The sequence below is a fragment of the Dactylosporangium sp. NPDC051541 genome, assembly GCF_044454505.1.
Lineage (GTDB): Bacteria > Actinomycetota > Actinomycetes > Mycobacteriales > Micromonosporaceae > Dactylosporangium.
Genome location: NZ_JBITDU010000015.1, coordinates 76,977 through 99,557, shown reverse-complemented (window position 1 = coordinate 99,557; position 22,581 = coordinate 76,977). Strand labels below are relative to the sequence as shown.

The following is a 22,581-nucleotide window of genomic DNA, read 5'->3' as shown; positions in this document are numbered from 1 at the left end:
GGGCCGTGCCGATAGCAGGGCCATGTCGAGCACGAGTGAGCGTTGGTTCGGCGCCGGCCACAGCACGGCCGTCGACTCCGCGAAGGCCGGGGCCGAGGCCGCGGCCGGTGCGATCGCCGGGCGTACCCCCGTCGCGGTGTTCGTCTTCACATCCGGCGGCCACGACCTCGCCGCGATCGAGGCCGCGGTTCGGGCCGAGGCCGGGGCGGCCGTCGTCGTCTGCGGGACCGGGTTCGGCGAGCTGTCCCCGGCCGGTGCGACCGAGCACGGCGTGGCCGTCGCGGCCCTCGGCGGCCCGGGCTTCACCGTGCGGGCCCACACGGCCGACATCACCGCGCTCGGCGCCCGCGCGGCCGGCGCCGAAGCGGCCCGGGCCATGGCCGGGATCGCGGCCCCGCACACCGCGCTGCTGCTGCTCGCCGACGGTGCGATGCGCGACCCGCACGAGATCGTCCGCGGCGCCTACTCCGTCCTCGGCGCGGCCGTGCCCCTGGCCGGCGGGCTCACCACCAGCGGCTCCGGCCAGGTGGTGGGGGTCGCGATCGGCTCCGACCGGCCCATCGGCATCGGCATCGCGCACGGGTGGCGGCGGGTCGAGCCGCCCATGGTGGTGACCCGCGCCGCCGACGGCCGCATCTACGAGTTCGACGGCGAGCCGGCCCTCGACGTGCTCCAGCGCCGCCGTCAGGCCACGGGCACCGCCGCCGAGCTCTTCGACGGCGGGCGCAACCTGTGCCCCATCGGCCTGGACCGGCGCAGCGGGCTCGACATCCGGTCCGTCCACGGTGGTGACGATGAAGAGCGTTTCGTCTTCGGTACTGCCGACATAGCGCAAGGCTCCCTCGTCTGGCTGATGGAGGCCGAGCGCGACGAGCTCATCGCCGGTGGGCCGGCCGCACTGCGGGAAGCGGTCGGCGCGCTGCGGGGCGCGGAGCCGCTGGGCGTCCTCGCGTTCGACTGCGGCGGACGCAAGCTGACCCTCGGTGACGACGGCACCGCCGCGGAAGTGGCGGCGATGCGGGGCGCGCTGGACAAGCCGTTCGCCGGCTTCTACACCCTCGGCGAGATAGCCAGGGTGCGCGGCGCGGCCGGCATGCACCAGCTGACCCTGGTCGCCCTGGCGCTGGCCTGAGGCGGCGACGTGCCCAACTGGTCCACACAGCAGCTGACCGAGTACTTCGTCGCGGTCAACGACGCCTCCACCGAGGAGGCCGCCATCACGCTCGCCGTCGAGCGGGCGGTGGAGATCATCGAGGCCGAGGTCGGCCTCGTCGTGCTGGCCGGACGCGTCCGCGGCGCCTGGGGCTTCGGGGGCAGTGCGCCCGGCCCGGCGCTGCTGAACCTGCCACCGGCCGGTGCGGCCGTGGACCTGGCCGGGGTCGGGGCGGTTTTCGCGGTACCGAGTCAGCTCGGATCAGGCCTGCCCGGCGCCCTGATCCTCGGTCGGGCCGGCGAGGCCTTCGCCCCCGAGGAGCGCCAGACGCTGCAGGGCATGGCCCAGATGCTCGGGGCCGGCCTGCGCGGGGCCCGGGCGCTGGCCGCGGAGCAGACGCTGCGGGCCGAGCGCGAACGGGAGGCCCGGCTGGTCGAGACCCTGCTGCGGATCCAGCGGGCCATCTCCAGCCGGCGGCCGCTGCAGGAGATCCTCGACACGATCACCGAGGGCGCGGCCGAGCTGCTCGGCGGGGCCAGCGTCCAGCTGATCCTGAACGAGGACGAGGCCACCGACCCGGCCGCGCTCGCCGCCATGCGCACCGGCGAGCTGCACATCGACGAGGATGCCGAAGGCCGGACCGTCATCGCCGTCCCCGTGGACGTGACCGGCGAGACGGCCGGCGCGCTCGTGGCCCGGGTCGCCGGGGCCGGGTATCACGCCGACCAGCTCGAGGCGTTCGCCCAGCAGGTCGGCCTGGCCCTCACCGACGCCCGTACCGTCGAGCAGGTCCACGAGGCCCACCACGACCACGTCACCGGCCTGCCCAACCGCGCCCTGTTCCTGAAGACGTTCAACGGGCGGCCGCGGGCCGGCGTGCTGTTCATCGACCTCGACCGGTTCAAGGCCGTCAACGACAGCCTCGGCCACGACGCCGGCGACCAGTTGCTGGCCGCGGTGGCCGAGCGGATCCGGGCCGAGGTGCGCATCGGTGACGCGGTGGCCCGGCTCGGCGGCGACGAGTTCGCGGTGCTGCTGGCCGACGCGCACCGGGACACCGCGGTGGCGACCGGCGAGCGGATCATCGCCGCGGTCCGGGAGCCGTTCCGGGTCAAGGGCCGCAGCGTGTACATCGGGGCCAGCATCGGCGTCGCCCTCCCGGGCCCCGCCGGCTCCGCCCCGGACGAGCTGCTCAACTGCGCGGACCTGGCGATGTACCGGGCCAAGAAGGACGGCCCGGGCCGGGTCGTGGTGTATGAGCCGGCGATGCACGCGGCCGCGCTGAACTACCTGTCGCTGCGGGCGGACATGCAGCGGGCGATCGCCGGCGGGGAGTTCGCGCTGCAGTACCAGCCGCTGGTCCGGCTCGACGTCGGCTCGGTCGTCGGCGTGGAGGCGCTGCTGCGCTGGCACTCGCCCGAGCGCGGGATCGTGGCGCCCGGGGAGTTCCTGCCGATCGCCGAGGAGTCCGGGCTCATCCACGACATCGGGCAGTGGGTGCTGGCCAGCGCGGCCCGGCAGGTCGCGGCCTGGCGGCGGCGCCGGCCCGGGCTGACCCTCAACGTCAACGTGTCCGGCCGCGAGCTGGTCCGGCCCGGCTTCGTCGAGGACGTCACCCGCACCCTGGCCGCGGCCGGACTGCCGACGAGCGCGGTGACCCTGGAGCTGACCGAGTCGGTGCTGATGAGCGACCCGAAGCCGGCCGTGCTGGCCCTCAACCGGCTGCGGGCCCGCGGGGTGCAGCTGTCGATCGACGACTTCGGCACCGGCTACTCGTCGCTGGCCTACCTGCGTGACCTGCCGGTGGACGAGCTCAAGGTGGACCGCGCGTTCATCGCCCGGACCCAGCTCACCGGGCGGGACATGGCGCTGCTGTCCAGCATCCTGGAGCTCGGGCAGATCCTCGGCCTGCGCGTGGTGGCCGAGGGCATCGAGAACGCGGCGCAGCTGGACGCGGTACAAAAACTGGGGTGTGCTCTTGGCCAGGGCTTTCACCTGCACCGGCCGCTCGATCCGGCCGACGTCCCGCCGTTGCTGGACTCGCCGCCGCTCTATCGCGCGGCATGAAAAGGGCCGGGCGATCACGCCCGGCCCTATCGCTACGGAGTTACCGGCCTTCGAGCGACTTCACGTTGTCGCCGAAGGTCCAGCCCTTCGAGCCGTCCCAGTTGATCGACCAGGTCATGAGACCCTTGATGCCGGAGACGCTGTTGTACGCCTGCGACACCAGCGACGGCGCCATGTACCCGCCACCGGCCCCGGACTGCGCGGGCAGACCCGGCACCTGCTTGTCATAGGGGATGCGGATCGTGGTGCCCTGGATCGTCAGCCCGTTGTTCAGGCACTGCGTCTGCACCGTGAAACCCTGGACCGTGCCGGCCGAGTACGAGTCGCCGGCGCAGCCGTACATCGAACCGTTGTAGTACTGCATGTTCAGCCACCACAGGCGGCCGTTGTCCAGATACTTCTTGATGATCGGCAGGTACGAGCCCCAGATCGAGCCGTAGGTGACGCTGCCGCCGGTCACATACGCCGTCTCCGGCGCCATCGTCAGCCCGAAGTTCGACGGCATCTGCGCCAGCACACCGTCGATGATGCGGATCAGGTTCTGCTGCGACGTCGACAGCGTGCCGATGCTGCCGCTGCCGGTCAGCCCCGTCTCGATGTCGATGTCGATGCCGTCGAAGTTGTTGGCCTTCAGGATCGGCACGATCGTGGCGACGAACCGGTCCGCCACCGTCGACGAGCTCAGGTCGATCCCGGCCGCGGCACCGCCGATCGACATCAGCAGCGTCCCGCCGTTGGCCTTCGCCTGGCACATCTCGGCCGGCGTCGGCACCTTCACCCCGGCGTCCATCCCGTTCTCCCACAGCACCGTGCCGTCGGAGCGGATGACCGGGAAGGCGAGGTTGATGACGTTGTACCCGTGCTGGGCGATCCGGCTGTCGGTGATCGGAATCCAGCCGAGCCCCGGGTGCACACCGTTGGAGGCGCCGTCCCAGTTCTCCCAGTACCCCTGGATCACCTTCCCGGCCGGCCGCGACTTGACGCCGCAGCTCCCACCGGTCGGCGACGTCGACGTGCTCGGCGACCGGCTCGGGCTGGCCGACGCGGAGGCCGACCGGCTCGGCGACACCGACGGTGACGGCGACGCGGTGCGCGACGGCGACGGCGAGGTGGTCGGGTTGCCGCCGGTGCAGGCCCCGAGGTCCTTCCACAACGACGGCGTGGCCGCCGGGTTCCAGCCGGCGCCCACATAGGCGGTGTGGGTCACCAGCGCCTGGTACGTGTGCCCGCTGTACGTCACCTGCTGGCCGACCGTGTAGGTGTTGCCCTCGGCCCAGTTCGGCGCGCTACAGGCCGCGGCGGCGACGTTCGTGGCGGCCTGGGCCCCGAGCACTGGCGCGAGGGCCAGCGCCGCGACAATGGCCGCGGCCGCCCCGGTCACCAGGGCGAATGTCTGACGACGAGATCTCACGGGACCTCCTGCCCATCGATGGATCGATGGTCAGGGACGCTATCAGTTAACACTATTAAATGTAAGGGTCGGTTTCCTTAAGAGCGGCGGGGGAGCCCGGCTCCGCCCGCACCCCCTCAAGATCTACGCCGGCTCGGACGGCGGCCAGATTCTCGAGCCTGCGCGAGGCTCTCGACCCTCAACTCCAAGGGGACCCACGTGCGGCCGGACATTGGCTATCTTGGATGCCGCACGTCCGCACGGCCGGAGATTCGTCAATGGAAGAGCAGGAGCTTGACAGGGTGAACGCGCGGCTACGACAGGCCTGCCTCGACCGCGACTTGACGTGGGTGGTGGATGCCGTCGACGCCGCGCTCGGCGATGGAGTGGCCGACTCGGCCAACGATGGCAGCAGCGCCTACCGCCAACGCCGGGGAACGCGGATTTTCGGCCACGTTTACTACGATGCCGACCCTCGTGCGAGGCCGGATCCGCAACTTCGCGTTCGCCCGTACACCAGCGAGGAGAGCGTCCTCCTTCTGATCGATGCCATGCTGGCTGTGTATGACGTCCTTCCATCAGTTCAAGCCGAAGCCCTGTCGACACTTCGGGGTGGTTGGAACGGTCGAGTTCCGGTGGCCGACTCAGTGGTTGTCCGCGGCGATGGCGATCCTGAGGGTGGAGAGTTCAGGATGGCTGATGAGCCTGCGGGGCAGGCGGAGCAGCGCGGAAGAGTCGTCGCGGCTTTGATCGCGCTCCGCGCGGAGGTCACGGCATGACCGGCCGGGTGGACGAGATGCTCATCGAACTCGATCAAGCGCTCCAGCACGTATCCGCCCCCTGCACCAGTGCGGACCGCGCCGACCGGATCTACGAGGTGTATGCGTTTGCTCAGGTCATCGCGGCGGCGGCCGAGAGTGGCGCAATGGTGGTGTACGAAGATGCGGACGAGAGGCCGGTCAAGGAGCTGATCTTCCGTGGTGCGCCGGGAGTCCTGCACGGCGGGCGGCAGTTCACTCATGCGGTGCTCTCCTTCGGAGACGCCCGACCGGTCGAGGTTCATGTCCGGGTCAAGGTGCGAGGGAAAGTTTCGAGAGCGAATCCGACATCTTGATCGTAGACACCAAAGTTGCCCGGGACTGCCGGGACAAGGGCCAGCTGCCTAAGGCGAACGGCTGCGTTCTTACTGTCGAATGCAAGTACTACCTCGCGGCCTTGCCGCGCGACGAGGCGCTGAACTACCTCGGTGTTCGCTCGGGATTTCCCGCCACAATGGCCAGCCTGTTTGTGTGCAACCTGTTCTCGCCGCGAGCGAACCAGGTCCTGAGCGGCAGTCGGCAGCCGTATGAGTTCGGGGTCCTGCCGGGAACCCGCTTCCAGCAGTACACGCGGGCACATATCCGCGAAGCGATGCGGCGCCATGTCATCGCGTTCGACTTTGGCTGTCAGCTCTGATCCAGGTCTGCGGCGGCGCACCGGGCCACAGAACCGGCCCCGCCGCTCACGGGGAGCGACGGGGCCGGGAGTGGTTCGGGAAGCGGGTCAGCCGCGTTCGCGCGGGGGCTCGGCCCAAGGGGACGTGCCCGGGTTGTCCTTGCGCGGCTCGGTTTCGATCTTCGTTGTCGCCTCCGGGTCCTCGGCCGGGGCCGGGGGCTGGGCGGCGGGCTTGTTCTGGGTGGCTCGCTCCGCCGCGACCCGGTCCAGTTGCGTCTGGGCCGCCGTGGCTCGGCGTTCGGCCTCGCCGCGGGCGAAGGCGGCCCGGCGCTCGGCGGCCTCGGCCGGGGTCAGGGTTTCGCCGCCGAAGCCGAAGTTGGCCGTCGCCTCGGCGTCGGCTACCGGGGCCTCGAACTTGGTCGTGGCCTCGCCCATGCCGGCGGCGACATCGCTGCTGCTGGCGAACGGGCGGAGGACCGTCGTCTTCTCACCGTCGGCCGCCCCGGTAGCCGGAGCCGGAGCCGGAGGGGCCGACTGGGGGGCGGGCTGCGGGGCCATCGGCTCGAAGCGGCTGCGGTGCTCGGTCGTGGCGTCGTTGCTGGTCGACACGACCGTTTGCTCGCCGGTGGCGGCGTGGCGGGGGCGGGGCTGGGTCGGGGACTGGCGGCCCGGGTGGAAGGCTTCGGTCTCCTCCTCGCGGCCCGGGCGGGACGGCACCGCGAAGCCGTCGAACGACGGGCCGGCCAGCAGGTCCTGCTCCTCTTCCTCGTCGCGTCCGCGGGCGGTCCGGGTCGGCAGGCTCGGAGCCGCCTCACCCGCCGGAGCCGGAGATGCCGGAGCCGGAGACGCAGGGGCCGGAGAGGCAGGGGCCGGAGATGCCGGAGCCGGAGACACAGAGACCGGGGAGGCGGGCGCCGGGGAAGCGGGGGCGCTCGAGACCGGGGTGGTGTGCAGCGGGCGGGTGGCGTCGTCGGTGTCCTGGGAGCCGCCGGGCGCCGGGACCACGGGCCAGGAGCCGGACGGGCCCAGGTCGGCGGGCGGCGGAGAGGTCGGCGGGGCGACGGGCCACGACGGCGGCGCGTCCTCGGCCGCGGGCGGAGGTGAGCTGGCGCCACGGCTGTAGCCGGTCGCACCACCCTCGGCCGCGGGCTCCGCGGCGGCGGCCGACTCCGGCGTCAACCAGCCGGGGTCGCCGGTGGCCGCCGGCGGTGTCGAGACGGGCGGTGTCGAGACCGGAAGCGGGGGCGGAGACGCCGGGGGAGTGGAGACCGGCGGCGGGGCGAACACCGGCTGCGGCACGGCACCGGGAGGCGCGGGCGGGAACGGTCCGGGTGGGAACGGCCCGGGCGGCGGACCGGACACCGGCGGCGACGAGACCGGCGGGGTGTAAGCGGGGGGTGTGGAGACCGGCGGCGGCGCGAAAGGCGACTGCGGCGGAGAAGAGATCGGCGGCGGAGCGGAGACTGGCGGACCGGAGACCGGTGGCGGGGAGAAGACCGGCTGGGTCTCGTCGCTGGCCGGGCGGGCGAACGGGGCGACGCCCGGCGGGGGCGGCAGCACCGAGGTCGCCGCCGCGCCGGCCGCGGCCGGGAACGCCGTCGTCGGCGCGGACTGGTAGCCGGGGCGGGCGGCCATCGGCGGCGGCGCGAGGCCGGGGCCCTGGCCCAGCGGGTACTCGTGCACGTCAGCGGGCTCAATCGGCTCCGCGGCCAGGGGCACCGCGGCCGGCCAGGGCCGCCAGCGCTTGATGCTGAAGGCGGCGATCAGCAGCGCGAGTCCGAGGACGGCGGTGGTGCCGTTGACGATGGGGCCGCGCAGGTCCACCGTGAGGCTGCCGAGCTTCAGGTCGCGGGGCAGGCTGCTCATCACCGAGAGCGGGTCGATGAACAGGCTCACGTAGGTGGCCAGCAGCGCCAGGCCCGCGACGATCGGGCCGACCGGGGAGATGCGCAGGGTGGCGATCAGGCCGATGAGCAGGCCGGCGCCCAGCAGGTAGGCGGCGGGCACCAGCAGGTCGACGGAGTCGAATGAACCGGCTCCGACCCACTTGCCGACGGTATCCGCGGATTTTGGCTGACCGATCGCGATCAGCAGCCAGGCGATCGGGGCGATCAACATCCCCGCGATCAGGCTTCCGACGTGTCGCATGGCTCGCACCGTACCGTCTTTGTCATGACCGAGCACACCGGCCGTCCGACCAGCCGCCCTACCGGTTACTCGCGAGTCACGCTGAGCCGGATCATGACGGCGGTGGACGTGAATCTGTACGGCACCGTCCACGGCGGCGTGATCATGAAGTTCGTCGACGACGTGGCCGGGGCGGCGGCCGCGCGGCACAGCGGCGGGACGGCCGTGACCGCCTCGATCGACGAGATCGCGTTCCTGGAGCCGCTGCGCGTCGGCGACCTCGTCCACGCGTATGCGCAGGTCAACTGGACCGGGACGAGTTCGATGGAGGTCGGCGTGCGGCTGGAGTCGGAGCGGTGGGACCGGGTAAGCGAGTCGGCGCCGCTGGTCGTGGCCACCGCCTACCTCGTGTTCGTCGCCGTCGACGCCGAGGGCAAGCCGCGGCCGGTCCCGGTCGTCGTGCCCGACTCGCCGGTCGACGAGGGCCGGTGGCGAGAGGCGGAAATCCGACGCGAGCACCGTCTCGCCCGCCGGGACGCCATCCATAAGCATCGATCAGGCCGGTAGGGCGGAAAACGGCGCGAAAACGAGGGGAACACCGCCGGGCGGATCGGACAAGAAGGTGTGTGGACCCGGAAGGCAACCTCTTGATCGCGGACGGCTTCACCGCCCTCTACGACCGGCACGCGCAGGCGCTGTACCGCTACTGCGCCCGCCGGGTAGGGCCGGACCGCGCCGAAGACGCGGTGGCCCAGACGTTCCTCGTCGCATACGAGAAACGGCACACCGTGGAGCCCGGCGCCGACCCTTTGCCGTGGCTGTTCGGCATCGCCACCAACGTGTTGTTCCGCCATCGCCGCGACGAGGTGCGCGGCTACCGGGCGCTGGCCCGGACCGGCGCGGACCCGCTGCTGGTGCCGATGTCGGCGGAGAGTCACGCGGCCCGCACGGACGAGCGGGTCGACGCCCGCGTGCGGGCCCGCACGATCGCGCGGGTGCTGGCGAAGCTGCCGGCCCGCCAGCGTGACGTGCTGCTGCTGTACGCGGTGGCCGACCTGTCGTACGCGGAGATCGCCGAGGCGCTGCACCTGCCCCTCGGCACGGTGCAGTCGGCGCTGCACCGGGCCCGCACCAAGTTGCGCAAGGCACTCGACGAGTCTTCAAAAGCTGAGGGTGGGCGATGACCAACACCGACGATCGAGATCTGCATGCACTGCGTGAATTCCGCAGCGCTTTGGACGACCCCCCGGAGGGTGTACTCGTCCGCGGGCGGTACCGCCTGGCCAGCAACGAGTACCGCCCGCCGAACCGGCGCCGGCAGTGGCTGCTCTCGGCCGCCGGTGCCGCCGCGGCCCTCGCGGTCGTGGTCGGCGTCGCGGTGAGCGTCGGCGGCAAGGGGCCGGCGACGGAGAGCGGCCAGGCCCCGGCCCAGCGGCCCTCGACGGGCGCGCCGGCCAACTCGGCGGCCGCGGACCTGCCGGTCACGCCCGGCACCAAGGCTCCGCTGAATGCCCAGGTCAGCAGCGACGGGGGCGCGACGCACGCCAAGGCGGTCGCCGCGATGGATCGCCTGGCCGCGGCGGCCGCCGGCACCCAGCCGATGCCGGTCGGCGCCGGGCAGGTGCTCTACGTGAAGACGTACAACCTGCGGGACGGCTCTGAGAGGTACCTGCACGAGATCTGGCTGGACCCGCAGACGATGGTCGCCCTGCGCGTCCGCCGCACCGACGACGCGCAGCTCGACTCGGTCAGCACCCAGCAGGAGATCGACGCGGCCGCGGCCGTCCCGGCCGGCCTGTACCGGCCGACCGCGCAGTTCCTGGCGAGCCTGCCCACCGACCCGGACCAGCTGCTCGCGCAGCTGCGGAGCTGGTCGCAGACGGCCTACCCGAACCGGCCGGCCGACGGCATGATCTGGAAGGACAGCTTCGAGCTGCTGAACTACTCGGAGCCGTTCTGGACCGCGCAGCAGCGCACCACGATCTATAAGACGCTGGCGAAGATGCCGGACGTGAAGGCGACGACCGCGAAGATCGACAACAAGCCGTACGACCTGGTCTGCATGGATCGGGACTCGGGCGGGGCCGGCACGGTCGACTGCCTGCTCTTCGACTCGGCCACCGGCCGTTTCGCGGGCAGTGCCTGGCCGCAGAAGAACCTGAGCCTGGACCCGGCCAACGTGGGCCTGGTGGACTACGGCACCCAGCCGCGCCCCGCTCCGGACACCCGCCCGTCCTCCCCGGTGGTCAAGGACGGATCGGCCCGGCCCAGCAAGTAGGGACACAGGTGGGCGGCTCACACCGGATCGAGGGATCGGGTGGGGGTCGCCCACACTGAGCGATCGTTTACGTGTGCCGCAAGATGGACCAATGGCGAAGGTGCTCTGGGAACCCCCGACGGACGTGCGCGACCACACCCGGATCGGGGGTTTCCTGCGCTGGCTGGAGGCCGAGCGGGGGCTCACCTTCGCCGGCTACCAGGACCTGTGGCAGTGGTCGGTCGACGAGCCGGCGGCGTTCTGGCGGGCCATCTGGGACCACTTCGACGTCGTCGCGCATGTGGCGCCCACCGACACCCTGCCGGAGGCCCGGATGCCGGGCGCGGTGTGGTTTCCGGGCGCCGAGCTCAATTACGCGGCAAATGTACTGCGAATGCCCGGCCTCGCCCCCGATGAGCCGGTCGTCATCGCCCGTTCACAGACCCGCGGGCCGATCGAGCTGACCGCGGCCGAACTGCGCGAGCAGGTTCGCCGCGCCCGGGCCGGACTGCGGCGACTCGGCGTGGGCAAGGGCGACCGGGTCGCGGCCTACGCGCCCAACATCCCCGAGACCTTCGTGCTGCTACTGGCCACGGCCGGCCTCGGCGCCATCTTCTCCAGCTGCGCCCCCGAGTTCGGCACCCGCTCGGTCGTCGACCGCTGGCAGCAGATCGAGCCCAAGGTGCTGGTGGCCGTGGACGGCTATATGTACGGCGACAAGCCCATCGACCGCACCGCCGAGGTCGAAGCGATCCGGGCCGCGCTGCCGTCCGTGGAGCACGTGGTGCGCATCGGCTACCTGCACGAGGAGAACGACGGCTGGGCCGAGCTCACCGCCGCGACCGACGAGCCGCTGGAGTTCGAGCCGGTCCCGTTCGGGCATCCGCTGTACGTCCTCTACTCCTCCGGCACCACGGGCCTGCCGAAGCCGATCGTCCACGGCCACGGCGGCATCCTCCTCGAGCACCTCAAGATGCTGGCCCTGCACCACGACCTGGGCCCCGGCGACCGCTTCTTCTGGTTCACCACCACCGGCTGGATGATGTGGAACTACCTGGTCTCCGGGCCGGCCGTCGGCGCCGCCGTCGTCCTCGTCGACGGCAACCCGGCGCATCCGGACCTGGGCTGGCTGTGGCGGGTCGCGCAGGAGACCGGCACGACCTACTTCGGCACGTCGGCCCCGTTCCTGCTGTCCTGCCGCAAGGCCGGGCTGGTGCCGAAGGAGTTCGCGGACCTGAGCCGGCTGCGCGGGGTCGGCTCGACCGGGGCGCCGCTGCCGCCCGAGGGCTTCGAGTGGGTCTACGCCGCGGTCTCCGAGGACGTGCTGCTGGCGTCGGCCTCCGGCGGTACCGATGTCTGCACCGCGTTCGTCGGCGGCGTCCCGCTCCTGCCGGTCCGGGCCGGTGAGATCGCCTGCCGGGCCCTCGGCGCGCGGGTCGAGGCGTTCGCGGCCGACGGCACCCCGGTCATCGGCGAGCTCGGCGAACTCGTCATCACCGCGCCGATGCCGAGCATGCCGGTCGGGTTCTGGGGCGACACTGACGGGAGCCGCTACGCCGAGGCCTACTTCGGGACCTATCCGGGGGTCTGGCGGCACGGCGACTGGATCACGATCGACGAGCGCGGCGCGTGTGTCATCACCGGCCGCTCCGACGCGACCCTGAACCGCGGCGGGGTGCGGCTCGGCACGAGCGAGTTCTACTCCGTCGTCGAGGGACTCGACGAGGTCGTGGACTCTGTGGTGGTACACCTGGAAGATCCTGAGGGCGGCGCCGGAGAGCTGCTGCTGTTCGTGGTCCTCGCGCCCGGGGTGACCCTCGACGACGGGCTGCGGTCGCGGATCGCCCGGGAGCTGCGCACCGCGCTCTCGCCGCGGCACGTCCCCGACGAGGTGTTCCAGGTCGAGGCCGTGCCGCGGACGCTGTCGGGCAAGAAGCTGGAAGTACCGGTGAAGCGCATTCTGACCGGAACCCCGGTCGAGCGGGCGGCCGCGGAGGGCGCGCTCGCGAATCCCGAGTCACTGCAGTACTTCGTCAACGCACGGCGGTAGCGCCCTCCGACTCGGCGCGGCCGGCGAGCTTCTCGGGGTCGGTGTTGACGCTGAGGACGATGCTGGCCCCGGCCGCGAGGGGGCCGACCAGCCACTCCACCGGGTCGGGGTGGGCCACGGCGTCGACGAGCAGCCGGCCGCCGGAGTAGTCCAGGGCGCGGGCGCGCCCCACGAGGTCCTCGGTGCCGGAGCCGCCGGCCGGGCCGGGGTAGTGGTCGCCGAACTGCCGCACCTCGGCCACGTAGTCGGCCCAGCCGGCCGGGGTGTCGCCGCGCATCGGCAGACCCATCGGGGCGAGGCCGAGCACATAGCGGTCGGCGGGGCCCGGCGCGCCCGTCTCGGCCGCGGCCAGCGACGCGAACTCGACGTCGGCCCCGGCCGCCGTCGGCTGGCCGTAGTCCACCTTCAGCCCCACCGTCCACGCGCCGAGCAGGATCGCGGCCGTCTGCCAGTGCGGTGGGAGCCGGACCGCGGCCACGTCGCCGGGGCCCAGCCCGCAGCCGTCGACGAGCAGGTTGGCGGTCTTCGACACCCAGTTGGCGAGGGTGGCGCCGGACAGTTCCGTTCGCTCGCCGGTGGCGTCGTCATAGAACGTCAGGAACGGAAGTGACGGGTCTTTCCCGACAACTGCCGCAAAGAGTGAAGGAACTGTATTACCCATATGTCCAATTAATCCCTTCCATAACATCTCACCTGATTTCTAGCGAGATGGGGCAGCGAGATGGGTGTCTGGGCAACGCGACCCTACCGAAGCCGCCGCCGGCCGATCGCGTCCGCGACGACGGGGCCTGTGTCGCCGGCCAGGAGCAAAGCGCTCGCGCTCGCCGGCTGCTCGCTCGCACTGGTTGCCGTGGGCGCGATCGGCGGCGGCGCCGTGGCCGGCCCGGGTGACCCGCCGGTGGCCCCGGACGACCTCACCGCGCCCGTCGAGTGGGCCAACCCGGCGGCCCAGGCCCCGGGCGGCGCGGGCGTGCCGACGAAGGTGACGCGCCTGCCGCTCGGCGACTTCGACCGGCCCGCGAACGGGGCCGGCGCCCAGAGCGGCGTGCTCGAGGACGTCCCGCTCGCCGGCGGCTACCACAAGACCACCCGCAGCCGGACCCTCACCGTCACCCGCCCGGCGACCGCCCCGTTCAGCGCCATCGGGGTGACCTGGCGGGAGACCACCGGCGTCGGCGCGGTCAGCATCGCCGTGCGGCACCACCCCGTGGGCGGCGCCTGGAGCGGGTGGCAGACCGTCGGGGCCGCGGAGGTGGCCCGCGACTTCAGCAAGACCCCTGGCGTGCGACCGTCGCCGTCCGCGGCGGCCGGCCCGAAGGCCGAGCGCGGCGGGGCCGATCTGGTGTGGGTCGGCCCCAGCGACGGCGTGCAGGTCTCGGTCAGCTCCATGAGTGGTTCGGCCCCGCACGATGTCACCGCCGATCTGATCGACCCCACCGACGCGCCGGCCGATGCCGCCCTGCCTCCGGCGCCCCCGGTCGCCGAGGACGCCCCGGTCGCGCTGCGCCCGTTCATGCCGGTCGTCAACCGCCGCGCCGCCTGGGGCGCCAACGAGACGCTGATGGACTGGAAACCGGCCTACGCACCGCTGGTGAAGGCGGTCGCGGTGCACCACACGGCCACCGGCAACGACTACGCCGAGGCCGACGTCCCCAAGATCCTGCGCTCGATCTACCAGTACCAGACGGTCAGCCGCGGCTGGGGCGACATCGGCTACAACGTGCTCGTCGACCGGTTCGGCCGGCTCTGGGAGGGCCGCTCCGGCGGGCTGTCCCGGCCGGTCGTGGGCGCGCAGGCGGGCGGCTTCAACACCGGCACCGCCGGCATCGCGATGATCGGCGACTACCGCACCACCACCGTGCCGGACGCGGTGGTGGAGTCGGCCGCGAAGTACACCGCCTGGAAACTTTCACTGAGCCAGGCCATCGACCCGCGCGGCTCCGTGGTGCTCACCGGCGGCGGCTCCACCTCGCGTTATCCGGTCGGCACCACGGTCACCGTCCCGCGGGTCTTCCCGCACCGCCAGACCAATCCGACCGAGTGCCCGGGCGACCGCGGGATGGACGTCCTGCCCGCGATCCGAGACCGGGCGGCGGCGCTGCTCGGGGATCTGACCAAGCCTTCGACGGTACGGTCACTGCTCGCTTCCTACCGCCCGGCCGACGGCACCGTGCGCCTGCAGGGCATCCCGCAGCCGATTTTCACTTCGGGCCCGAACGAGCTCGCGGTGCCGGCCGACTACAACGGCGACGGCAAGGCCGATGTCGCCACCTGGTCGCCGATCACCGGCAACTGGACGATGCTGCTGACCGGTGAGGGCCGCTCGGTGGTGCAGTGGGGGCTGCCCGGCGACGTCCCGGCACCGGCCGACTACGACGGCGACGGCCAGGCCGACCTCGCCGTGTTCCGGCCGTCCACCGGGGTCTGGTACATCAAGGGCGTCGGCGAGCTGCAGCTCGGCCAGCCCGGCGACCAGCCCGTGCCCGGCGACTACACCGGCGACGGCCGCGCCGAGCCGGCGATCTGGCGGCCGGCCACCGGGCTGTGGGCGATCCGGGCGATCCGCGAGTGGACGTTCGGCGAGCCCGGCGCGATCGCGGTGCCGGCCGACTACGACGGCGACGGGAAGCTCGACGCGGCCGTGTGGTCCCCGTCGACCCAGCAGTTCACGATCGGCGGGCAGGCGCCGGTGCGGCTCGGCGACCCGGGTGACACGCCGGTGCCGGGGCAGTACGACGGGGACGGGAAAGCCGACCTCGCGGTGTATCACGACGGCCGGTTCGACGTGCGGGGGGTTGGGAAGTACGACGTCGGAGCGCCGGGTGACGTACCGATGCCGCTGAATTGAGCAAAACTTGAACTTTGCGGGCGGCGGCCGGATTCATTCAGGCTGAATCCTGGGTGGAACTGCGATGCGAGTCGCGTCGTGGACATCGATCACCGGCGGAAGCGGCGTAGTCTTTGCCGCGAAGACCGTCGCACCGAAGTTTCAGCATCGAGTCCCACAGGGAGTGCCAAGTGACCCCCGGCCGACCGCCACGCGTGCTTGTCGACGCCACGAGTGTCCCAGCCGACCGAGGCGGGGTGGGGCGCTACGTAGACGGTCTCCTGGGCGCGCTGGGCGTGCTCGACACCGATCTGGCCGTGGTGTGTCAGCGCACGGACGCGGAGCGCTACGGGCGGCTGCTGCCGAGCGCGCGGATCATGTCGGCGCCGGCCGTGGCCGCGCACCGCCCGGCCCGCCTGGCGTGGGAGCAGACCGGCCTGCCGATGCTGGCCCAGCAGGTCGGGGCCCAGGTCCTGCACTCGCCCTTCTACACCTGCCCGCTGCGGGCCGGCTGCCCGGTGACGGTCACAGTTCACGACGCCACGTTCTTCACCGAGCCCGAGCATTACGACAAGTCCCGCCGCACGTTCTTCCGCTCCGCGATCAAGACGTCACTGCGGCGCGCCAGCCGGGTGATCGTGCCCAGCAAGGCGACCCGCGACGAGCTGATCCGGCTCCTCGACGCCGACCCGACCCGCATCGACGTGGCCTATCACGGGGTCGACCCGCAGGCGTTCCACGCGCCCAGCGACGACGAGAAGGCCCGGGTGCGGGCGCGGCTGGGGCTGGGGTCGACGGAGTACATCGCGTTCCTGGGGGCCAAGGAGCCCCGCAAGAACGTGCCCAGCCTGATCCGCGGCTGGATCTCGGCCGTGCGCGACCGGGCCGACCCGCCGGCGCTGGTGGTGGCCGGCGGCCAGGGTCACGACGACGAGATCGACGGCGCGATCGCGGAGGTCCCGAGCCACCTGCGGTTACTCCGGCCGGGTTACCTGCGCTACGCCGACCTGCCGGGCTTTCTCGGCGGCGCCGTGGTCGCGGCCTACCCGTCCTTCGGCGAGGGCTTCGGCCTGCCGATCCTGGAGGCCATGGCCTGCGGCGCCCCGGTCCTCACCACCCCGCGGCTGTCGCTGCCGGAGGTGGGCGGCGACGCGGTCGCCTACACCGGGCCGGGCCCCGAGGAGATCGCCCGTGACTTGGCGGCACTGCTCGACGACACCGAGCGACGTAACGCTTTGGCGAAGGCCGGCGCCGCCCGCGCCAAGGAGTTCACCTGGGAGTCCAGCGCCGAGGTCCATCTCGCCGCGTGGGCCAGAGCGGCCGGTCCGCGCGGTATCTAACCCTAGGTGACCATGAGCATGGTGATCTGAAACGGTTTCGGGCGATTTCTGTAACGGGATTGGCACCCCCGAGTTGTGGAACGGTTGCCCTTTCCGGGCATGATGGGCCCGTGTTCTACGCGGTGATTCCTGCAGGTGGCAGCGGCACGCGGCTCTGGCCGCTGTCGCGAGCCGGCCATCCGAAGTTTCTCCACGCCCTCACCGGGACCCCGTTGTCGCTGCTCCAGGCGACCTACGGGCGGCTCGAAGGCCTGGCGACGCCCGAGTGCACCTATGTGGTGACCGGCGTAGCGCACGCGGCCGCCGTGGCCCGGCAGCTGCCGGGCCTCCCGGAGGGCAACATCCTCGTCGAGCCGACGCCGCGCGACTCCTGCGCCGCGATCGGGCTCGCCGCGGCGGTGATCGCCCGCCGTGACCCGCACGCCATCATGGGCGCCTTCGCCGCCGACCAGCTGGTCCGCGATGTGCCGGCCTTCCAGGACACCCTGCACCGGGCGATCCAGGGAGCCGAGGACGGCCTGCTCATGACGATCGGCATCACGCCGACGCACCCCGAGACCGGCTACGGATACCTGCACGTCGGCGAGCCCACCGGCACCGGCGACGTGTGCAAGGTGGCCGAGTTCGCCGAGAAGCCGCAGCTCGACGTGGCCCAGCGCTACGTCGACTCCGGTGAGTATCTGTGGAACGCCGGCATGTTCGTCTGGCGCGTCGACGTGTTCCTCGACGAGCTCGCGCGGCAGCAGCCGGCCCTGCACGAGGGCCTGCAGCGGATCGCCGAGTCGTGGGACACCCACGACCGCGAGGAGGTCCTGGCCCAGCTCTGGCCCGGCCTGACCAAGATCTCGGTCGACTTCGGCGTCATGGAGGGCGCGGGCGCCGCCGGCCTGGTCGGCACCGTGCCCGGCAACTTCGGCTGGAACGACGTCGGCGACTTCCACACGCTCGGCGAGCTGCTGGAGACCGACACCGCGGGCAACGTGGTGGTCGACCTCGGCGCGCTGATCGACGACCCGGCCGTCGGGGCCAAGTCGACCGTCCTTATGCAGGACGCGGAGCGCGTGGTCGTCGTCCCGCGCTCGGGCCGGCTGGTGGCCGCGGTGGGCGTGAGCGACCTGATCATCGTCGACACGCCGGACGCCCTGCTCATCTGCCCGCGGGCGCGGGCTCAGGACGTCAAGAAGCTGGTCGACTCCCTGAAGGAGCGCGGCTCCAGCGAGCTGCTGTAGGCCCGTTCCGCGCATGCGGTGGGCCCGCCGCACGCCCGGCACGGTGCGAAGGCCATCGCGGCGCGGCAAGGCGGCGGCACGGGAGGTTGGCGGTGCGAAGGCCCATCGCGGCGCGGGAGGTTGGCGGCGCGGGAGGTCGGCTATGCGTGTCGTAGCCGGCCTTCGCGGTGCGGGAGATCGGCTCGCGGTGCCGGTCTCCCCGAGGGCGACATCCTCGTCGAGTCGACGCCGCGCGACTCCTGCGCCGCGATCGGGCTCGCGGCAGCGGTGATCGCCCGCCGCGACCCGCACGTCGCGGCCGCACCTTCGTGGTGCGGGCCGACGCTGACCTGCGAAGCGCCGGCTTACCTGCCCGTCAGCCTCGGCGCGCCCACGTCAACGCCGGCGCGACCAGCACTTCGGTCGCGTCGGCCAGGGGCGACGGCAGGTCGTCCGGGGTGAACCAGCCCAGCGCGTTCGACTCCGAGCTGACCTTCTCGACGGCGCCGGCCGGAGCGATCGCCGCGTAGCGGATGTCGTAGTGGAACGACTGCCCGCCCGAGCAGAGCACCGGGTGCACGTCGAGGTTGATCGGGGCCTCGCTGATGCGCAGCCCGAGAATGCCCGACTCCTCCGTCGCCTCGCGCAGGGCGGCACCGGCGATGGTGGTGTCCTCCGGCTCGCAGTGGCCGCCGAGCTGGACCCAGCGGTTGATCCGGCCGTGCAGGCACAGCAGCACCCGCTCGGCCACCGCGTCGACGATCAGGGCGCTCGCGGTCACGTGGCCGCCGGCGTGCTCCCGCAGGACGGTCGTCGGGTCGGGGAAGACGAACTCCAGGAACCGCTTCCGGGTCGCCTCGGCCTCCGCCGACGGCGCCTCCCAACCCTCCAGGACGGCCAGAGCGTTTTCGTGCAGGCTCAAGGACGTAGACCTAGTCTCGCTACGGTGCCATTCCACATCATAGTGACGGAAGGCTACCTTGCCCGATCGCGAGCACGCCGAGGGGCTCGCCCCCCGCGGGCACGTCATCCGCCAGGGCCGCCGCATCGGTGATCTCCAGCCACGCTGTCGCGAAACCTTCAGCAGCGAGAACGGCGCGCAGCCGCTCGGCTCGGCGGCCCGCTTCGGCCGCGGCCCGCAGATCGCCGGCGGGGGCCCACACGACAACGGCGGCCACGGTGTTCGCCGGAGTCGTCACGCTCCGTGTCCGCGGGAACGGCAGTTCGGGAAGCCGCACCGATTCCTGCGCGGGCGCGAAGGAAGGAGCGTCGGGCAGCTCGGCGGCCAGCCGCAGGCCCTGTGCGGTCGCCTCCGCGGTGCCGAGGGAGAAGAGGTCGGCGTCGGCCCCGCGGATGAGCTCGGCGGCGCCGCGGCCGTGCGCGGCCGGGAAGTGCGGGGCGAGGCCGCGCACGATCGCCACCGGCACCTGCGCCGTCTTGCCCTTGACCAGTTCACCGGCGGCGGCGAGCTGATCGATGAGGGCCATCTGGGTCAGCTGGAGCTCGTTGCCGTAGGCATCGTGCAGCCCCCGGTAGTCCAGCAGCGCGTCGACCCCGGCGGCGCCGATCGCCACGTCGGTCAGGCCCAGCCGCCAGGGCCGGCCCATGGTGTCGGTGATGACGACGGCGACGTCGAGCCCGAAGCGCTCGCGCAGCTCATCGCGCAGGGCCCGGGCCGAGGCGTCCGGGTCCTTCGGCAGCAGCACCAGGTGGGCGGCGTCCACGTTGGACGCGTCGATGCCGGCCGCGGCGAGCACGAGGCCGTGATGGGTCTGCACGATCCGGGTCGCACCGCGCCGGGCCACGACGCGGACGGTCTCGGCCCGCAGCGCGGCCTCGCGGGCGGCCTCCCGGGCCGGCTCGTCCGGGGGCAGGTCGACCAGGCGGCCCTCGGCCTTGCTCACGATTTTGCTGGTCACCACGAGGACATCGCCGTCGCGGAGGAAGTCGGCCGCGCCGGTGATGACGTCGGCCAGGTTGTCGCCCGGCCGCACCTCGCCGATGCCGACGACCGGATGGATCTCCAGCGACGGCATCAGGCCACGCCGACCGTGTCGAGCGCGCTGCGGACCATCGCGGCGGTCGCGGCCTCGTCGGTCATCCAGAGCGGCACGGCCCGGACCGTCAGCCCCGGCACCGAGACCCCGGCGTCCGTCTCGTCGACGAGCCAGGCGTCGAGGACCCCGCCGCCGGAGCGCGCCCCGAGGAGCCCGCCGACCCCGGCCGGGCTGCACTCGACGCCCATCACATCGAGGCACTTGTCGGCCATGCCCCGCACCGGCGCCGAGCCGATGATCGGGGAGAACCCGGCGACCGGCGCCGGCCCGGTGGCCACGGCCTCGCGGACGGCCGGCACGGCCAGGATCGGCGCGATGGAGACGACGGGATTGCTGGGTGCGACGAGCACCACATCGGCGGCCGCGATCGCGTCGAGCACGCCGGCGGCCGGCTTCGCGGTCTCGGCCCCGACGAACACGAACCGCTGGGTCGGGATGCCGGCCCGGTAGCGGATCCACCACTCCTGGAAGTGGATGGCCCGGGTCGCGCCGTCGAGCTCGACGACGGCGTGCGTCTCCACGCGATCGTCGCTGGCCGGCAGCATGCGCACGCCGGGCTGCCAGCGGTCGCAGAGCGCTTCGGTGACGGCCGAGAGCGGGTAGCCGGCGTCCAGCATCCGGGTGCGCACCAGGTGGGTGGCGATGTCCTTGTCGCCGAGGCCGAACCAGGTGGGCTCGGCGCCGTATGCGGCCAGCTCGTCCTTCACCGTCCAGGTCTCGCCGACCCGGCCCCAGCCGCGCTCCGGATCCGCGCCGCCACCGAGCGTGTACATCACGCTGTCCAGGTCCGGGCAGATGCGCAGCCCGTGCAGGGTCACGTCGTCGCCAATGTTGATCACCGCGGTGACGTCGGCCCCCGTCTCCCGGGCCACCGCACGCACCCCCAGCAGGAAGCGCGCGCCGCCGATGCCACCTGCAAGAACCACGATCCGCATGCGCTCAATCCTGCCCCACGTTCATTACGGCGCCGTCCGGGGTCCAGCGCGCACGCGCAATTCGCCCCATACAGCTAGGCTGCTGGCGACCTGTTGCACGGACCGTTGAATCTTCGGGAGAGCCAGTGAGCACCCAGCCACCCGATCCGAACGCCACCGGGGGGTTCCAGACCCCGGCCGCGGCCCAGTATCAGACCCCGACCCAGGCGGTTCCCGTCGCCGCGCCCGCGCAGCAGTATCAGGCCGTCCCGCAGGCGGTCTCGGCTGTGCCGGCTCCCGCGGTCGCCCCGCCGGACGCCAAGAAGGCGCGCGGTCTGCTGGAGCCCTATCGCGAGCTGGCCGCCTTCGGTCTGCTCGGCGCCGTCGGGCTGATCCTGCTGGCCGGCCTCGTGCGCCTGCTCACCGGCCTGTTCAACTCGTTCCTGGCCACCGCGACGGCCTCGTTCGGCAACGTGATCGGCTTCGAGGTCGTCCTGCTGCCGATCATCGCGGTCGTGATCGTGCTCCTGATCGACCCGGTGACGCCGCGGGCCAAGGCCGTGGTCCTGGTCGCGATGATCGAATATGCGATCGCCGCCATCATCGGCCTCGTGCTGCTGCTCGGCGGGCTCATCGGCGACTTCCAGAACGAGGCCCCGGTCGGCTGGGCCCTCGGCGGCTTCCTGGAGCACCTGGCCGCGCTCGGCCTCATCGGCCTCGGGCTGTTCCTCACCGCGCGGATCTACCTGGGCGCCTACTCGGCCCCGAAGCCGGTCAGCGCCCCCTACGGCCAGCCCGGCTACCAGTATCCGCAGGGCTACACCCAGCAACAGCAGCAGGCCTACTACGCCCAGCAGCAGGCCGCCTACGCCGCCCAGCAGGCCCAGGCCACGCAGCAGACCGGCTACGTGACCGGCGCTCAGCCGGCGGCGTCGCCCGAGCAGCAGGCCTACTACGCCCAGCAACAGGCCGCTTACGCCGCCCAGCAGCAGGCCCAGGCCGCGCAGGCGGCCCAGCAGGCCCAGGCCGCGTCGACGACCGGCAGCAACCCGGCGGTCGCGGCTCAGCCGGCTCAGGTCGCCCCGGACGCACCGGCCGCCCAGGCCACCGCCGCCTACGCGACCCCCGGCTACACCGCCACCCCGACCACGGGCGGGCCGACCCCGGGTTACGCCGCCACCCCGACGACGGGCGGGCCGACTCCCGGCTACGCCGCCACCCCGACCACGGGCGGGCCGACTCCCGGCTACGCCGCCACCCCGACCACGGGTGGGCCAACTCCCGGCTACGCGACCCCCGGCTACACGGCCCCGACGTCCGCGGTGCCGAGCTACGGCGCGGCGGAGACCCCGGCCGCGGCCGAGACGCCGGCCCCCGAGGCCCAGCCGGCTTCGGGCCCGCCGCTCAGCTCGCCGTTCGCCGCCTACACCGCGCCCGCGCCGACCCCGGTCGAGGACGAGCCCGTGTCGGCGTCCCCGGCCGACACCAGCGCCTCGACCCCGCCCGGCGGCTTCGCGTCGGCGGGCTGGCCCGGCGGCCAGTCCACCCATCCGGCCCCGGCCGAGGAGGAGGGCACGGCGGTGCTGACCCCGGCCGATCCCGACGCCACGCAGGCCGCCCCGGTCGTCCCGGCCGACAAGGCCGAGTCGACCGAGACCGCCGACCCCGACGCCACGACCGTGCTCAAGCCCGAGCACAAGCGGGGCGACGACGGCGAGGAGACCCAGCGCACCCAGGCGATCCCGCCGAGTAACTGA

General features: G+C 72.7%; 19 protein-coding genes. 13 read left to right on the top strand and 6 right to left on the bottom strand.

Features of this window, described 5'->3' with window-relative positions:
- The first annotated feature begins 22 nt into the window (after positions 1-22).
- Positions 23-1,132, top strand: a complete 1,110-nt coding sequence (locus tag ACIA8L_RS44485) for an FIST signal transduction protein (RefSeq protein ID WP_395914453.1) — start codon at positions 23-25, stop codon at positions 1,130-1,132.
- A 9-nt stretch (positions 1,133-1,141) separates the two neighbouring features.
- Positions 1,142-3,220: a putative bifunctional diguanylate cyclase/phosphodiesterase gene (locus tag ACIA8L_RS44480; RefSeq protein ID WP_395914451.1), complete on the top strand. Its 2,079-nt coding sequence runs from the start codon at positions 1,142-1,144 to the stop codon at positions 3,218-3,220.
- A gap of 40 nt (positions 3,221-3,260) precedes the next feature.
- On the opposite strand, the gene ACIA8L_RS44475 is transcribed toward ACIA8L_RS44480, so the two are convergent.
- Positions 3,261-4,631 (bottom strand): carbohydrate-binding protein, encoded by a 1,371-nt coding sequence (locus ACIA8L_RS44475; RefSeq protein ID WP_395914449.1) that lies wholly within the window; start codon positions 4,629-4,631, stop codon positions 3,261-3,263.
- 257 nt (positions 4,632-4,888) lie between these two features.
- On the opposite strand from ACIA8L_RS44475, the gene ACIA8L_RS44470 reads away from it, so the two are divergent.
- Genes ACIA8L_RS44470 through ACIA8L_RS44460 form a run of 3 tightly spaced genes read left to right on the top strand, consistent with a single transcriptional unit; the run spans position 4,889 to position 6,065 of the window.
- The gene (locus tag ACIA8L_RS44470) at positions 4,889-5,389 is read left to right on the top strand and encodes a hypothetical protein (RefSeq protein ID WP_395914447.1); all 501 of its coding nucleotides are present in this window, start codon (positions 4,889-4,891) and stop codon (positions 5,387-5,389) included.
- Complete coding sequence (locus ACIA8L_RS44465) at positions 5,386-5,724, top strand: hypothetical protein (protein ID WP_395914446.1); 339 nt, start codon at positions 5,386-5,388, stop codon at positions 5,722-5,724. Before ACIA8L_RS44470 ends, ACIA8L_RS44465 begins: the two co-directional genes overlap by 4 nt.
- A complete protein-coding gene (locus ACIA8L_RS44460) occupies positions 5,721-6,065 on the top strand; it encodes a hypothetical protein (RefSeq protein WP_395914444.1) in 345 nt (114 codons plus the stop codon). Before ACIA8L_RS44465 ends, ACIA8L_RS44460 begins: the two co-directional genes overlap by 4 nt.
- Before the next feature lie 87 nt (positions 6,066-6,152).
- Here ACIA8L_RS44460 and ACIA8L_RS44455 read toward each other — a convergent pair whose 3' ends face one another.
- Complete coding sequence (locus ACIA8L_RS44455; protein ID WP_395914442.1) at positions 6,153-8,192, bottom strand: hypothetical protein; 2,040 nt, start codon at positions 8,190-8,192, stop codon at positions 6,153-6,155.
- A 24-nt stretch (positions 8,193-8,216) separates the two neighbouring features.
- On the opposite strand from ACIA8L_RS44455, the gene ACIA8L_RS44450 reads away from it, so the two are divergent.
- From ACIA8L_RS44450 to ACIA8L_RS44435, 4 genes are all read left to right on the top strand, one after another.
- Positions 8,217-8,738, top strand: a complete 522-nt coding sequence (locus ACIA8L_RS44450; protein WP_395914440.1) for an acyl-CoA thioesterase — start codon at positions 8,217-8,219, stop codon at positions 8,736-8,738.
- A 59-nt stretch (positions 8,739-8,797) separates the two neighbouring features.
- Positions 8,798-9,355 carry an RNA polymerase sigma factor gene (locus ACIA8L_RS44445; RefSeq protein ID WP_395914438.1) on the top strand — a complete coding sequence of 186 codons (558 nt, stop codon included), beginning with the start codon at positions 8,798-8,800 and terminating at the stop codon, positions 9,353-9,355.
- A complete protein-coding gene (locus ACIA8L_RS44440; protein ID WP_395914436.1) occupies positions 9,352-10,449 on the top strand; it encodes a hypothetical protein in 1,098 nt (365 codons plus the stop codon). The genes ACIA8L_RS44445 and ACIA8L_RS44440 overlap by 4 nt, the downstream gene beginning before the upstream one ends.
- Before the next feature lie 91 nt (positions 10,450-10,540).
- Positions 10,541-12,478 (top strand): acetoacetate--CoA ligase, encoded by a 1,938-nt coding sequence (locus ACIA8L_RS44435; protein ID WP_395914435.1) that lies wholly within the window; start codon positions 10,541-10,543, stop codon positions 12,476-12,478.
- On the opposite strand, the gene ACIA8L_RS44430 is transcribed toward ACIA8L_RS44435, so the two are convergent.
- Complete coding sequence (locus ACIA8L_RS44430; RefSeq protein WP_395914434.1) at positions 12,462-13,139, bottom strand: TIGR03089 family protein; 678 nt, start codon at positions 13,137-13,139, stop codon at positions 12,462-12,464. The two genes, ACIA8L_RS44435 and ACIA8L_RS44430, sit on opposite strands and share 17 nt — an antisense overlap.
- Before the next feature lie 189 nt (positions 13,140-13,328).
- Between ACIA8L_RS44430 and ACIA8L_RS44425 the strand changes: the two genes are divergently transcribed.
- The 3 genes from ACIA8L_RS44425 (at position 13,329) to ACIA8L_RS44415 (ending at position 17,874) form a co-directional block, all read left to right on the top strand.
- Entirely contained in the window at positions 13,329-15,326 is a 1,998-nt protein-coding gene (locus ACIA8L_RS44425; RefSeq protein ID WP_395914432.1) for an FG-GAP-like repeat-containing protein, read from the top strand.
- Between the two features lie 170 nt (positions 15,327-15,496).
- Positions 15,497-16,645, top strand: coding sequence for a glycosyltransferase family 4 protein (locus ACIA8L_RS44420; protein ID WP_395914430.1), 1,149 nt, complete (start codon positions 15,497-15,499; stop codon positions 16,643-16,645).
- 110 nt (positions 16,646-16,755) lie between these two features.
- The gene (locus ACIA8L_RS44415; RefSeq protein ID WP_395914428.1) at positions 16,756-17,874 is read left to right on the top strand and encodes a mannose-1-phosphate guanylyltransferase; all 1,119 of its coding nucleotides are present in this window, start codon (positions 16,756-16,758) and stop codon (positions 17,872-17,874) included.
- Between the two features lie 355 nt (positions 17,875-18,229).
- Here the strand turns inward: ACIA8L_RS44415 and ACIA8L_RS44410 are convergent, their stop codons facing one another.
- The 3 genes from ACIA8L_RS44410 to cofD are packed head-to-tail and all read right to left on the bottom strand — an operon-like array spanning position 18,230 to position 20,845.
- Positions 18,230-18,775: an NUDIX hydrolase gene (locus tag ACIA8L_RS44410; protein WP_395914426.1), complete on the bottom strand. Its 546-nt coding sequence runs from the start codon at positions 18,773-18,775 to the stop codon at positions 18,230-18,232.
- 37 nt (positions 18,776-18,812) lie between these two features.
- A complete protein-coding gene (locus ACIA8L_RS44405; RefSeq protein WP_395914424.1) occupies positions 18,813-19,889 on the bottom strand; it encodes a coenzyme F420-0:L-glutamate ligase in 1,077 nt (358 codons plus the stop codon).
- The gene (gene cofD, locus ACIA8L_RS44400) at positions 19,889-20,845 is read right to left on the bottom strand and encodes a 2-phospho-L-lactate transferase (RefSeq protein ID WP_395914422.1); all 957 of its coding nucleotides are present in this window, start codon (positions 20,843-20,845) and stop codon (positions 19,889-19,891) included. Before cofD ends, ACIA8L_RS44405 begins: the two co-directional genes overlap by 1 nt.
- Before the next feature lie 125 nt (positions 20,846-20,970).
- Here cofD and ACIA8L_RS44395 point away from each other — a divergent pair, with 125 nt between their 5' ends.
- Positions 20,971-22,581, top strand: a complete 1,611-nt coding sequence (locus tag ACIA8L_RS44395; protein ID WP_395914420.1) for a hypothetical protein — start codon at positions 20,971-20,973, stop codon at positions 22,579-22,581.